Source organism: Candidatus Sericytochromatia bacterium, assembly GCA_035285325.1.
In the GTDB taxonomy this organism is placed as follows: Bacteria; Cyanobacteriota; Sericytochromatia; order S15B-MN24; family JAQBPE01; genus JAYKJB01.
The window spans coordinates 1-13,141 of record JAYKJB010000051.1; the positions used below are offsets into that span (position 1 = coordinate 1).

Sequence of the window (13,141 nt, forward strand, 5' to 3'; positions counted from 1 at the left end):
GACATCGGCATGTCGCGCAGCCAATCGTTGGCGGCGAACACGTGGAGGATTTCGTCGAAGATCGGCTTGGCCGGTTCTGCCAGACCGGGCAGGGCCAGGGCCGTGTAGGCCAGAGCCACCGCGAGGGCCAGTAACCAGTCGAGCCAGCGCGCGTTGTTACCGTCTTGTTCCGTCAAAGGGGTCACGGACGCACCATTACCGGGGGCCTTGGTTCGGGGAATCAACGAGGCTCGACAATCAACTTGATGGCTGTGCGTTCTTCGCCATCGATCTGGATGTCAATGAAGGCTGGCACGCAGACCAGGTCCATCCCACTCGGCGCCACGTAACCGCGGGCGATCGCGATCGCCTTGACCGCCTGGTTCAGCGCCCCCGCACCAATGGCCTGCATCTCCGCCTTCCCATGCTCTCTCAGGACCCCGGCCAGGGCCCCGGCCACGGAACTGGGATTGGACTTTGCGGAAACTTTGAGGACGTCCACGGGGGCCTCCAGAGATGCGGCGACGATGAGAGCTGGGTATGTGACCTGGAGAGATGGGGTGTGGCACCAGGTGACAGGAGGGCCAATTTAAAGCGGGATGCGGTATTGAAGGTTTTTAAGTTTCATGATAGCCCACCCTCAGCGGTAGTTCAAGCGTTCAATCGCGACACTATGGCCTGTCCGGGTGTCTACGCGGAGCCGCACCGCATTGAACTGACTGGGACCGGAGGCCACCTCGAGCTTGGTGGGGAATGGGGTCTTCATCTTGCGGATGGCCAACTCGGTCTTCACCCCGATGACGGCGTCACGGGGGCCACACATGCCGACGTCACTGAGGAAAGCCGTTCCGCCAGCCAGAATCGTCTCGTCCGCAGTTTGCACGTGCGTGTGGGTACCCAGGCAGGCGCTGACCCGGCCATCCACGTAGCGGGCGAGGGCGATTTTCTCCGCCGTTGCCTCCGCATGCACGTCGACCAGGATCACTTGTGCCTGGCCGGCGATTTCCGCTATCACCCGATCGAGGCAGACGAAGGGACAATCCACGGGCGGCATGAAGGCGCGGCCCATCACGTTCACGACGGCCACCTGGACCCCTGCCACCTCCAGCAGGGTCCAGCCGCGCCCCGGGGTCCCTTCGGGGTAGTTGGCTGGGCGCAGCAAACGCCGTTGCTCCCCGATGAACCCGAAGATCTCAGCCTTGTCCCAGGTGTGATTGCCCATGGTCAGAACCTGAATCCCCAGATCGACCAGTTCCTGGCAGACGGGCTCCGTGAGGCCGAAGCCGCCTGCCGCATTTTCAGCATTCGCCACGATCAGGTCGGGGATGTCGGCCCTGCGCATATCTTGCAGGGTCTGTGCTACTGCATCCCGACCCGGTCTTCCGACGATGTCGCCAATGAACAGAACATCCAGGAAGGCGGCGCTCACTTGGCGTACTCGGTGACGCGGGTTTCCCGCACGACCGTCACTTTGATCTGCCCGGGGTATTCCAGTTCGCCCTCGATCTTCTTGGCGATGTCGCGCGCCAGGACGGCCGATTGGGTGTCATCGACCAGTTGGGGTTGGACCACGATGCGGATCTCCCGTCCCGCCTGCACGGCGTAGGAGCGTTCCACCCCGTGGAATGATTTGGCGATGCGTTCGAGTTTCTCGAGGCGCTTGATGTAGATGTCGATGGTGTCTCGCCTGGCGCCTGGCCGGGCGGCCGAGATGGCATCCGCCACCTGGACCAGCACGGCCTCGACCGTTTCTTGGGGCACGTCCAGATGGTGGGCCGAGACGGCATTGACCACCCGGGGGTTTTCGCCGTGGCGACGGCACAGATCGCCGCCCACCAGCGCGTGCGGCCCCTCGACCTCGTGAGAGAGGGCTTTGCCGATGTCGTGCAGCAGACCTGCCCGGCGAGCCAGGTGAATGTCAGCCCCCAGTTCCGCTGCCATCGAGGCCGCGATGTGGGCGACTTCGATGGAATGACGCAAGACGTTCTGGCCGTAAGAGGTGCGAAACCGCAAGCGCCCCAGCACCCGGATCAGCTCGGGATGAAGGCCCTGTATCTGAGCCTCGATCGCGGCATTTTCACCATCTTCACGAATTTTCTGGTCGACTTCTTCCCGGGCCTTCTCCACCAGTTCGTCGATGCGTGTCGGGTGAATGCGGCCATCCGCGATCAGACGTTCCAGCGCGAGCCTCGCCACCTCCCTGCGAACGGGGTCAAAACTCGACAGGATGACCGCCTCAGGCGTGTCGTCGATGATCAGGTCGATGCCTGTCGCCGCTTCAATGGCTCGGATGTTGCGTCCCTCTCGCCCGATGATGCGGCCTTTCATCTCGTCGCTGGGAAGGGAGACGACCGTGACGGTGGCATCCACCGTGTGATCGACCGCGCAGCGTTGAATCGAGGTCGTGATGATCTCCCGCGCTTTCTTGTCAGCCATTTCGCGGGCTTGCGCCTCGGCTTCGCGGATCATCACCCCCGATTCGTGTCGCAGTTCGTCCTCCAGCCGTTTCAGCAGTTCTTGCCGGGCCGCCTCTCGAGACAGACCACTGAGTCTTTCGAGTTCGGCCAGCGCCCGCGTCCACTGTTCGTCGAGGGCTGCCTGGCGGCCGCTCAAGGATTCCTCAAACTCCCGCTCGCGGTCATCCAGCCGATGTTCCCGTTCCCGGAGGATTCCTTCGCGCTGGGCCAGCGCCTCTTGCTTCCGTTCAAGCGCTTCTTCTTTACTTTGGAGGCGCTGTTCGTTGCGCTTCAGCTCCTGTCGTTCGAGCCCGATGGCTTCCTCTTTTTTGGCGGCCTGGGCCTCCACTTCCGCCAGCGCGCGCTGCCGTTCTCGCTCGTTCTCGAGCAGGGCCTCGCCCTTCATGCGGTCCGCTTCCGCGACCGCCGCGAGCCGGGCGTTCTCCCCTGCCATCTGGGCCTGTTTCGACTTGTGATATTTGCGGTTGGCCAGAAACAGGCAGATGGCCCCGATGATGAACGTGGCGACCGCAATGAGCTGGTAGCCCACCAGCGCCAGATTGATGTAGTTGGGTTCGGAATTCAAGGCAGAATCCCATCTAGCCACGGTCGCAACAAGCCGGGGCGACATCGCCCCGCTCAGCGTCGAGCGATGGGCATTTGATATCGGGAACGAGCCGGTGCGGCCGTAAGCGAAGTCGTTGGAGGGAGCGGGGAGGGCGCGCAGGTAAGGCCTGGACACCCAGGGATCTTATTCCCTTCCGCCCGAGGATTGAACACCGTTCAAGGCGCGTTTATTGTCGAGCGCTGGGGTTGCTCGGCTCCAACAAACCCGCCCGCTTACGCACCTCACGGGCGATCGCCTCGGCGGTCTCCGGGGCTTCCTTGATGGCCTCGCGGGCCGCGTCGCGCCCCTGGCCCAGGCGCTCGGAGCGGTACGAGTACCAGGCGCCACTGCGCTGAACCACGTCGAATTCAACGGCCACATCGAGCAAGTTGCCTTCGGCCGAGATGCCCTCGCCGAACAGGATGTCGAACTCCGCCACACGAAACGGGGGAGACACCTTGTTCTTCACGACCTTCACCTTGACCCGGTTGCCATATTCGCTGCCGTCGCGCTTCAGCGTTTCGACGCGCCGGACCTCCAGGCGCACGCTGGCATAGAAGCGCAGGGCGCGACCGCCCGGCGTGGTTTCCGGGTTGCCATACATGACGCCGATTTTTTCCCGGATCTGGTTGATGAAGACCACCGTGCTGCGGCTCCGCCCGATGGCGGCCGTGAGTTTTCTCAGGGCCTGACTCATCAGCCGGGCTTGCAGTCCGACGTGGCTGTCGCCCATATCCCCTTCGATCTCCGCCTGGGGCACCAGGGCGGCCACGGAGTCCACCACGATCACATCGACCGCGCCGGAGCGGACCAGGGCCTCGGTGATCTCCAAGGCTTGCTCGCCGGTGTCTGGCTGGCTGACCAGCAGGTTGTTGATATCGACCCCGATGGCCTCGGCGTAGCGAGGGTCAAGGGCGTGTTCCACGTCGACGAACGCAGCGGTCCCCCCCGCTTTCTGGGATTCCGCCACCACGTGCAGGGCCAGGGTCGTCTTGCCACCGGATTCCGGTCCATAGATTTCGATGATGCGGCCTTTGGGCAGGCCGCCCACCCCCAGGGCCAGGTCCAAGGCCAACGCGCCGGTGGAAATTGTCTCCACCCGCATGGCCGCCGCGTCTCCCAGCCTCATGATGGCGCCCTTACCAAACTGCTTTTCGATGGCGGACAGGGCCGTGTCCAGCGCAATCTGGCGGTTCTTATCCATGGGCGGTGCGGCTCCTGATGCGAAGCAAATGGGAGGACAGGCCCATGCTACCACGTGCCTCCGGTCCTCCAGAGGCCGCGCGAGGTCGCCTGCAAACCTGACGGTTCGGCCGGCCGGCAGATGGTTGCTGCCTCTGCCCTTGCCCAGGGCAGAGGCAGCGCTCCAGGAGGGCTTTCAGGTCCTCAATGCTTCAGCGCGCGCGGCGCTTGGTGGTCGTTTGCAACACCTGGGCAGGGTTGTCCGCGATCGAGAGCAGGTACATGGCCCCCGCTCGGTTCTCTCCGATCAGTTCCTGGGCCCGCTTGAAGGGCGGATCGAAGCCGTCCATGCGTCCTCCGATCTCGGTGGTGAAGTAGGGCACGTGCAGTTCACCGTAGACGAAGTCGCGGATTGTGCCGCAGGTGGGGTACAGCGAGCTGGCCTGAATGGGCTTGTAACGGTTGAAACTGGCCAGCTTGCGGCCGATGGTTTCAAGCATTGGAGCATCGGGGGCCGGCGACGCGGTCCAACCCCACGGCCACATCACGAGGTTCGAGTAGCTGTGGTAGTCCATCCCGATCTTGAGGTTGGGAATCCCCGACAGAAAGGCCTTGATGGCCTGCGTCTCCGGTTCGGAAGCGGGAGCAGGACCCTGGTAGGTGTCCGACCGTGGCGAGTCACTCGAACCGCCGTTGTCGAAGCCCCACTTGAAGGGAAAATTGCGATTCAGATCGACGCCCATGCCAACGTCGAAGGCGTGGGTGTTTTTCCGCCAGTCAGCCCCGGCCTCGGCCCGAACGTGGCCATCGGGGTTGGCCATCGGCATCACGTAGACCACGCGGGTGTCCAGCAATTGCTTGACCTCACCGCCGGACGCGTACCCTGTCAGCAGGTCCTGAATGAGCCGCATGGCCAGTTCGACGGGGACCAGCTCTCGCGCGTGCACGTTGGCGGTGAAGGCCACGGCAGGGCGTTTCGACGCGTCGCCGGGTCCGGTGATGCGGACGGTCCACAGCTGGCGGTCCGCCTTGCCTTGGGTGGTCTCCCAAGACGGCCCCGCGCTCTTCAGCTGCATGATCTCCGGATGCTTGGCGGCCAGGGATTGAAGCTCGCTGGTGAGCTGGGCGTAGGTTCGGTAGCCCCGGTCGAACTGGTTCCGCACGCCCATGCCGGGGGCATTGGCCGGTTCGATGGTCAGGCGCAATTTCTGGGCCTGCAAGCGTTTCAGGTTTTCGGCTGAAATTCGGCCAAACGCCCGCTGCTGGTCCATTTCGGCGCCGAACAAGTCGAGGCCGCCCGCCACCGCTGCTTGCAGTTCGGCAGGGGAGCGGTAATCCAAGCGCACGTAAAGCGATTCCCCCTGGGCCGTCGTGACCGCGGAGGCCAGGGGCACGAGGCCCGCGCCACGGCAGGCCGACAGGCCCCCCATCAGCAAGACGGTCGCCGCGAGCATCCGGGCTGCGAGTGGGACGAGACGGGAAGAATGCGCCATGCGTGGAAAAACCTCGGGCGGGCGGGGAGTAGACCCTCCGATTATCGCCCGTCAGCCCTGGTGACTTGTTTGTCTTTTGTTTAAGTTAGGGTGTATTTAGGGTTTTATTGATGCAAGCGCTGGGCCAGCACGACCCGTTCGATGCCACTCAGGTCGGCGCGCACCACCGCAGGGCCCCAGAAACCGCTGGCTTCGACTTCCGCCACCACCTGGACGGCCTGCCCTGCGCCGACCTCGACCGCCAGCCAACCTCCCGGTTCCACGTACGTGGCTCCTTCTCTCGCAAACACGCGATACCAGCGCAGCGCGTCCTCGCCTGGGGTCAATGCCGCGATCGGTTCGTGGTCTCGCACCTCGGGTTCCAGGCCGGGGATATCCGCTTCTGCGATGTAAGGCGGGTTGCTGATCAGATAGCGTACGGGCTCCCGCAGCACCGACAGGCCGTCGCCGTGCCGGAACTCGATCTGCTCGGCCGCATCGAGGCGACTGGCATTTTCGCGAGCCACGGCGATCGCCTCCGAGGAGATGTCCGACGCGATCACGCGCATGTAGGGGAGGGATTTGGCCAGGCTGATGGCGATCGCCCCGCTTCCTGTGCCGATGTCCGCCGCCAGCACGGGCAGGGATGAGCCGCCCTCCTCCTCGAGATCGAGGATCGACTCCACCAAGGTCTCCGTGTCGGGACGCGGGATCAAAACCGCTGGGCTGACCAGGAAGTTGAGCCCAAGAAACTCCGTCTCTCCCAGGATGTACTGAAGTGGTTCACGCTGCAGGCGACGTGCGAGCAGGCCTTGGAAGCATCGCCAGGCCGGCTCTTCCAGTTCCTCGGCGGTGCGATTGATCAGACGCAGGCGGTCCAGGCCGGTGGCGCGACCGAGCAGCAGGGAGGCTTCCAGGGAGCCCGTGTCGATGCCGGCATCGAGCAGTTGTCGCGATGACTGATAGAGGGCGTCACCGATGGTGGGCAAGCGAAGTACCTCGAACGGAGAGAGGCGGGCCGTCTTTCCTTCTCTCGACTTGAACGATGTCGCCTGGGGGGCCCGGCCAGGGTGTGGGCTTTGTACCCGCTGCCTTGGGCGGCCTTTGCATGGCCCCCCAAAGATTGCCCCGCTGCCACGGGCTGGGGGAGGGAGAGCCAGGAGGGGCGAACCGCTTGCGGGGGAGCCACCACTGCTCCCTCCCCAACGGAGCGGATCGTCAGGCGGATTGGGCGGTGAGTTTTTCGAGCCGCGCGCGCTGATCAAACGCGATCAATTCGCCCAGCAACTCATCGAGGTCGCCGGCCAGGATCTGATCGAGTTTGTGCAGGGTGACCTTGATCCGATGGTCCGTGACCCGGTTTTCCGGAAAGTTGTAGGTTCGGATCCGCTCCGAGCGGTCGCCCGTGCCGACCTGGCTGCGGCGTAGGTCTGACCGCTCGCTGGCCGCCTTCTCCGTCATCGCGTCGAGCAACTTGGTGCGCAGCATGGCCATGGCTTTCATGCGGTTTTGCAACTGCGAGCGCTCCTCCTGGCAGGCCACCACCACGCCGGTGGGCAGGTGGGTGATCCGCACGGCGGTTTCGACCTTGTTCACGTTCTGTCCACCGGCGCCGCCTGAGCGGAAGGTGTCGATTTGCAGATCCTTGGGGTTGATCTCCACGTCGACTTCCTCGGCTTCGGGCATGATCGCCACAGTGGCCGTCGAGGTATGAATCCGCCCCTGCGCCTCGGTCACCGGCACGCGCTGAACCCGATGGACGCCGGACTCGTATTTCATCTGGCGGTACACGCCCTCGCCCTTGATCGAGAGCACGGCTTCCTTGACCCCGCCCAGCTCCGTTTCCTGCAAGTTCAGGAGTTCGGCTCGCCAGCCGCGCCGGTCTGCGTAGCGGGTGAACATACGCAGCAGGTCCGCGGCGAACAGGTTGGATTCGTCACCACCCGCTCCCCCCCGGATTTCCACCAGGATGTTGCGATCGTCGTTGGGGTCTTTCGGCAGCAACAAGATCTGCAGCCGCTCACCCAGGGCCGTTTCGCGGACCGTCAGGTCGTCCACTTCCGCCGCTGCCAGCTCCCGCAGTTCCACGTCGGTTTCGGTCTGGAGCATTGACTTGGCGTCTTTGAGTTCCTGGGTAACCCGCTGCCATTCATGGTAGGTCGTCACCGTCTCTTCCAGTTCGGCGCGGGCGCGGGCGAACTTCATCAACCGGTCCTGGTCTGCCAGCACCGCCGGATCACTCAGAAGCTCGGTCAGTTCATGAAACTTGTGCTCAACTTCGCGCAGTTTGGCTTCCATGAGCGGCTTTCCTTCGCCTCGGGGGTGCGGCCAGAACGCTCATGATAGCACGCGATGCGCCCACCTCGCTCCCGGCGCGCGATGTCACCTGCGTCGCAGGCCCGTGTCTCCTCCAAACGTCGCTGTCAGCCTGGCGCGTACCGGCCCGACGGCACCTCAATCAGACGCTTCTCCAGCTGGATGAGCACCCGTTCCTGGCGCAGCGCGTGCCGGGCCGGCGTGAAGCGCAGGCGCCCGCCGTCTTCAGATTGGGTCGTGAACCAGACGCGGTCGTGCCCCAGCAGTTCCGTGCAATGCCACAGGACGTGAGACAGCAAGGCCGTCGCGATGCCACGGCCCCGAAAAGCCGGGCGCACCCCGAACAGGATCAGCTCAGCCCCGCTGGTCTCGCGTACGACCAGTTCCGCAAAGCCGAGATAGGTGCTGCCGGTGCGGGCCGCGAACAGCAAGACGTCCGGGCGCTGGAGGTGTTCGAATACCGCCGGGCGGCTCCAGTCGAGCCGTTCGCGCCAGCCCAGCTCGGTTCCGATTTCCCCATAGAGGGCCAGGTAATCGCTTGACAGCATGTCCGGGCTCAGGCCGACCCGCACGCCGTCGGGCGCCTCGGGCGCCGGGATGCTGCCCCGTGCAGCTGACAGCAGGTACTCGCGCTCGCCTGACAGTTTGAAGCCCTGGTTCAGGAAGAAGCCCAGGATGTGGTCGTCGTCCAGATCGACTTTCAAGTGAAGCTGCTCGAGCCGTTCTGCCGCCGCCCACTGCAAGGCGGCCGTCAGCAAGGCGTGGCCATAAAGATCCGCGAGCTGGTCGGCCCAGAGCAACGGGCCGACCAGGGTCGGGGTGGCGGTGCGCTCATCGATCGCAATCAGGCCAACGGCCGATTCTGGAGAAGTTTCCAGCACTTTCAGGGTGAGGCCTTCGGGGGCTTCACAGAGGGCGTCGATGCGATAAGCGGGCGGGAGCCTGAACCACAGCGGTCGCGTTTCGGACGCGAACCGAGAGCAGAGCGTCATCCCGTCCGATGGCTGGAACGAGCGTACTTTCAGGGGCATGAGAGAGTGGCTTTCGTTGTGTATGATATCACAACCGCCCCCCCGCCAGGTCTGGTCACCAGGCCCTGCGGACCGTTGACTCCGCTCGGGTGGAGGGAACCGTCGCCAACAGGACAGGGAGACGCCGTGAACGCCAACTGGACCGTCGCCGCCATTCCACTGGAGCCCGTGGCGATCGCCTGCGCCCTGCTCGGCTTGGCGGCCTGCCAGCTCGGCTGGCGGAAAGCGCCTGAGGCCATCCCGCAAGCAGCCCCGGCCTCCGCACGTGTTTCCTTCGCCACGTTGGTGCTGCTGCTTCCGCTCCTCTGGTTGATTTTTGGTGAGGCCGAGCGGGCCTTGCCGCCAGTGCTGGGGGCCTTGCTCGGGGCGGGGATGGTGTGGGGCTGGAGTGAGCGCTCGCGCCGTGGAGCCCCGCAGGCCGCGATCGGCTACCTGGGATGCGGGTTGCTACTCTGGCCGATTCCGGTGTGGTTGGCGGTGCCACCGGTCGCCGCGGCCAACTTCGCCATCGGCCTGGTCGCCGGAAGCCTCTGGCACTTGCTGTGGGAGCGCCTCACCGGTCTTGGGAATCCGCTGACCGGCCCGGTGGGCGTGGGGTCTGCCCTGGCCGTCTGGGGGGCCTGGGGCGATCGCCTGGGCGGTGCGTCGGCGTCGGTATGGGCGTCGGTCGCCACCTTGGCGGCCGTCGCCGTCTTGATGGAAGGCCTGCGCGCCCACGCACCGGTCGCCCTGCGTCGGGCTGCTCCGCTGCTGCTGCTGGGCCTGGCGGTCTGCTTCCTGTATGGTGCGCTGCGGGTGCCCCTGGTCTGGTGCTTTGCGCTGCTCGCGGGGGCCGCGCTGGGCGCTCTGGGCCCGAGGATGCTTCAGGCCGCCGCCTGGCGTCAGCCTCTGGCCCCCGCCTGGGCCTTGCTGTGGCTGGGCGGCCTGCTGCTGGTGGTGACCTCCCGCCTGGCCGGCATGCAGGGCGTGGCATCGGCCGGTCTGGGACTGGCCCTGACCGGGGCGGCGGGGGGCTTGCCGGGCCTCCTCGGGGCCGCTCTGGGCTGGCTGGTGGCGACCTTCAGCGCACGCGTCTGGCTCCAGCTCTTGCTCGAGCGAACCGCTTTGGATGGCTATGGTGTCGATCTGACCCACCCTTACGCGACGGCGGGGCTGCTCGCGGGAGCCTTGCTGGTCCCGCTGGCGGTGGCCCTGCTCCACCGCCGGACGTCGACCGGGGCCCGTGCGCTTGGCCTTGCGCTGAGCGCCCTGTTGCCCGCCGGCCTGGGCTACTGGTTGCATCTGGAAGCCGTGGCGGCGTGTTTGATGGGCCTCTGGGCGAGTGCCCTGGCGCTGCTGGCCGGTCCGGGCGAAGCGCCTGATGAGCCCGCCGAAGCCCTGCCGTTGGGACATTGGCTGCTGCTCGAGGTGCTGGCGGCCCTGCTGGCGGCGCCGTGGTTGGTGGCGGTCCAGCACGCCACCCGGGAGAGCCGCCTGACGGTGGCTGTCAGTGGGATGGCGCTGCTGGCGTTCGTTGCGCTCGCCTGGCGGCTCAGGCAGTGGGCCGGAGGGCGTGGCGGCGCGGCGGCATGAACGCGAACGTGCCGGACCTCCCCGCCTTCCAGCGGGATGTGGTCCAGCTCATGGCGGGTCGCCAGGGCACCCTGGTCAGTGTCTCGGCGGAGACCGGCTTGTTGCGCGCGGTGGTGAACCCGGGCGCGGCACGCCAACCGACGCCACCCGGCTCGCTGTTCAAGCTGGCGATCGCCCTGGCCGCCCTGCAACCGGCCGCCACTGCCGGGACCACGCGTCGCTGCCAGGGGGTGCTCGCTGACGTTTCGCCCGGGCCTGCGCTGCGTTGCTGGCTTCCCAGCGGCCACGGCCAGCTGGGGCTGGAGGAGGCCCTGGCGCTGTCTTGCAACGTCTATTTCGCCGGCTTGGGACGTGAACTGGGCGAACCCGCGGTTCGTCGCTGGGGCCAACGGGTTGGCTTCCTGCCCGCGAAGCAGGCCGTGGCGCCTCGTCTGGAGGCCTGGATCGGGGAAGGTGCGCAGTGGTCTGCCACCCCCTGGACGCTGGCTGCCTTTGCGGCTGCACTGTCGCGGGAGGACGGGCGGCGCTTCGAGCCGAGCTGGCACCAGCCGGTGGCATCGCTTTCCCCTCTGGGGCTCGGCGCGCGCACGCGGGAGCGTCTGCTGGCCGGGATGCGCCTGGCGAGCACCCGGGGAAGCGCGCGGGCGGCCGGCCGAGCGGGCTTGTTGGTGTATGGCAAGAGCGGAACCGCGACCTACCTGGATGGCTCGAACCGGACGTGGGGATGGTTCGTCGGCTTTGGCCGCGTGGCCGGGGGGCGAGCGCCTACGCTTGCGCTGGCCGTTCGATTGGGGGATGCCTCCGGGTTTGGCGATGCGGCGCCACTGGCCGGACAGGTCTTTGCCCGCTGGGCCGCGCGAGGAACCCCATGAACGGCCTGTCCGCCCAGGTCGAACTGCTGCTGTTTGCGCACGAACGCCCGGCCGCGCTGGAGGTGGCGGCTCTGAGAGACTGGCGCCTGCGCTCCAGTCTCGTCACGCGGCGTTTTCAGGCCAGTCGCTCGACCGCCCTGGAATGTCGCGCCGGCAGTGTCGGCTTGAAGGGCGAGGCCACAGCGGCCGCGCGCTGGCAGGGAGAGGGGGACGGGCCCTGGCGTCTGCGCGCGGCCGGACGCGTGGTGACGCTGCGTGGCGACTGGGAGGTGTCAGACCAGGGAGGCAACCTGCGGGTGAAGGTGCGCTTGCCTCTGGAGGACTATGTGGCCGGTGTGCTGCCAGCCGAGATCACGGCGGACGCCCCGGCTGCCGCTCTGGCTGCGCAAGCCGTCTGCGTGCGCAGTTTCACGTGGCGGGCGAGTCGACATCCGCGCCATGAGGCGGCCTGGCTCTGCGATGCGACTCACTGTCAGCGTTTTCGGGGGACACTCCTACCAGCGCGCTGGGTCACGCGTGCCCTGGCCGCCAGCGCGCACGTCGTGCGCACCTGGGACGGCCAACCGGCCCTCACCGTGTGGCACGCCAGTTGTGGTGGCCACGGGGCGTCGGCCCAGGCCGCCTTTGGCGGGACGGCCGTGCCTTACCTGCTCGGCGGCCGGGACACGCGGCCCGACGGGCGCGCCTGGTGCGAAGGTGCGCCCGGGCCGTGGCGCCTGACGCTGCCGCGGGACCATGCGGAGGCCCTCTGGCGTTCCGGGGGATTGCTGGGCCCGGGGGAGAGCCTTGTGCAACTCTCGGTCGATGCGCGGGAGCCGGACGGGCGGGTGCGTACGCTTCGTTGGGCCGGCCACGCGCCTCGCGTGGCCCTCGCGCGGGAGGTCTGGCCGCGGCTGGGGCCAACCCTGCCCTGGCCGGGCTGGGCCAGCTTGCGCTTCGACCTGAATCCAACATCGGAGGGCTGGCAGTTCACCGGGCAGGGGCTGGGCCACGGGGTGGGGCTGTGCCAGGCTGGAGCGAGTGCGCGAGCCCGCAGCGGCTGGTCGTTTGCGCGCATTCTGGACGCCTATTTCCCTGGCACACGCAGCGCCCATTGGAGGCTCGTGCGGGGGCAAAGGAGCGTGGTACCATCCTGGGCGGATGAGGGTCCTCCGGGCCTGTGACAGAGGGAGACACACGACCATGACTGAGGACGCCGCTCCGAACCTTGCCGGGATTGCCCCGGATGCCCTCCAGGCCTTTCTGGAAAGGCTCGATGAGGCTGGAGAAATTCTTCAGGCCACCATCGATGGGGAAAGCAACGACGCAAGTCCGGTGTTTCGCGTCTACATGGACGGGGCGGCTTTTCTGGAGGCGGGTTACCTGATGGTCGAACAACTGGCGCCCGCGTTCCCCGCGGTCTACCGGGCGCTGCTGGAAGGCCACTATGAGGCTGCCCTCACCGATGCGACCCGGGGCCGCATCGGCTGGGGAGAGGCGCTTCAGCGCTTGCCCGAGTTCTTGCGGGAGTATGCCGTCGACCGGGCGGCTGCGGTGCTGGAATCCGACGACTGAGCCTGGGCCGGCTTTTCTCTTGCCGCAGGCGCCGGCCTGCAACAGCCGAGCGTCATTTTCTGAGAATCAGGCCTGGCGCCGCTCGAGGGCCCTTCCCAGG

The 13,141-nt window shown here is 66.5% G+C and carries 13 protein-coding genes; 4 read left to right on the forward strand and 9 right to left on the reverse strand.

Annotated elements, in window-relative coordinates:
* The 9 genes from VKP62_06595 to VKP62_06635 form a co-directional block, all read right to left on the reverse strand.
* Positions 1–185, reverse strand: a 185-nt coding sequence (locus tag VKP62_06595) for a hypothetical protein (GenBank protein MEB3196857.1), incomplete at its 3' end; no start/stop codon positions are given.
* A gap of 35 nt (positions 186–220) precedes the next feature.
* The gene (locus VKP62_06600; GenBank protein MEB3196858.1) at positions 221–481 is read right to left on the reverse strand and encodes a stage V sporulation protein S; all 261 of its coding nucleotides are present in this window, start codon (positions 479–481) and stop codon (positions 221–223) included.
* A gap of 138 nt (positions 482–619) precedes the next feature.
* A complete protein-coding gene (locus tag VKP62_06605) occupies positions 620–1,408 on the reverse strand; it encodes a TIGR00282 family metallophosphoesterase (protein MEB3196859.1) in 789 nt (262 codons plus the stop codon).
* A complete protein-coding gene (gene rny, locus VKP62_06610) occupies positions 1,405–3,021 on the reverse strand; it encodes a ribonuclease Y (GenBank protein MEB3196860.1) in 1,617 nt (538 codons plus the stop codon). The genes VKP62_06605 and rny overlap by 4 nt, the downstream gene beginning before the upstream one ends.
* Positions 3,022–3,229: 208 nt before the next feature.
* Positions 3,230–4,246, reverse strand: a complete 1,017-nt coding sequence (recA, locus tag VKP62_06615) for a recombinase RecA (GenBank protein ID MEB3196861.1) — start codon at positions 4,244–4,246, stop codon at positions 3,230–3,232.
* Between the two features lie 190 nt (positions 4,247–4,436).
* Positions 4,437–5,717, reverse strand: a complete 1,281-nt coding sequence (locus tag VKP62_06620) for a M14 family metallopeptidase (protein ID MEB3196862.1) — start codon at positions 5,715–5,717, stop codon at positions 4,437–4,439.
* Between the two features lie 104 nt (positions 5,718–5,821).
* The gene (gene prmC / locus VKP62_06625; GenBank protein MEB3196863.1) at positions 5,822–6,685 is read right to left on the reverse strand and encodes a peptide chain release factor N(5)-glutamine methyltransferase; all 864 of its coding nucleotides are present in this window, start codon (positions 6,683–6,685) and stop codon (positions 5,822–5,824) included.
* Between the two features lie 229 nt (positions 6,686–6,914).
* Entirely contained in the window at positions 6,915–7,994 is a 1,080-nt protein-coding gene (gene prfA, locus VKP62_06630) for a peptide chain release factor 1 (GenBank protein ID MEB3196864.1), read from the reverse strand.
* A 125-nt stretch (positions 7,995–8,119) separates the two neighbouring features.
* On the reverse strand, positions 8,120–9,043 hold the full coding sequence (locus VKP62_06635) for a GNAT family N-acetyltransferase (GenBank protein MEB3196865.1): 924 nt from the start codon (positions 9,041–9,043) through the stop codon (positions 8,120–8,122).
* Positions 9,044–9,169: 126 nt separating this feature from the next.
* On the opposite strand from VKP62_06635, the gene VKP62_06640 reads away from it, so the two are divergent.
* The 4 genes from VKP62_06640 to VKP62_06655 are packed head-to-tail and all read left to right on the forward strand — an operon-like array spanning position 9,170 to position 13,041.
* A complete protein-coding gene (locus tag VKP62_06640; protein MEB3196866.1) occupies positions 9,170–10,615 on the forward strand; it encodes a hypothetical protein in 1,446 nt (481 codons plus the stop codon).
* An 8-nt stretch (positions 10,616–10,623) separates the two neighbouring features.
* Positions 10,624–11,487: a penicillin-binding transpeptidase domain-containing protein gene (locus VKP62_06645; GenBank protein ID MEB3196867.1), complete on the forward strand. Its 864-nt coding sequence runs from the start codon at positions 10,624–10,626 to the stop codon at positions 11,485–11,487.
* Positions 11,484–12,650, forward strand: coding sequence for a SpoIID/LytB domain-containing protein (locus tag VKP62_06650; protein ID MEB3196868.1), 1,167 nt, complete (start codon positions 11,484–11,486; stop codon positions 12,648–12,650). Before VKP62_06645 ends, VKP62_06650 begins: the two co-directional genes overlap by 4 nt.
* Before the next feature lie 19 nt (positions 12,651–12,669).
* Positions 12,670–13,041, forward strand: coding sequence for a hypothetical protein (locus tag VKP62_06655; protein ID MEB3196869.1), 372 nt, complete (start codon positions 12,670–12,672; stop codon positions 13,039–13,041).
* Positions 13,042–13,141: the final 100 nt, after the last annotated feature.

What these genes read in the sequence shown, in the direction of transcription:
- VKP62_06620 (MEB3196862.1), bottom strand. Translation starts at nt 5,717, where the DNA reads ATGGCGCATTCTTCCCGTCTCGTCCCACTCGCAGCCCGGATGCTCGCG.
- VKP62_06655 (MEB3196869.1), top strand. Translation starts at nt 12,670, where the DNA reads ATGACTGAGGACGCCGCTCCGAACCTTGCCGGGATTGCCCCGGATGCC.
- VKP62_06650 (MEB3196868.1), top strand. Translation starts at nt 11,484, where the DNA reads ATGAACGGCCTGTCCGCCCAGGTCGAACTGCTGCTGTTTGCGCACGAA.
- prfA (MEB3196864.1), bottom strand. Translation starts at nt 7,994, where the DNA reads ATGGAAGCCAAACTGCGCGAAGTTGAGCACAAGTTTCATGAACTGACC.
- recA (MEB3196861.1), bottom strand. Translation starts at nt 4,246, where the DNA reads ATGGATAAGAACCGCCAGATTGCGCTGGACACGGCCCTGTCCGCCATC.
- VKP62_06635 (MEB3196865.1), bottom strand. Translation starts at nt 9,043, where the DNA reads ATGCCCCTGAAAGTACGCTCGTTCCAGCCATCGGACGGGATGACGCTC.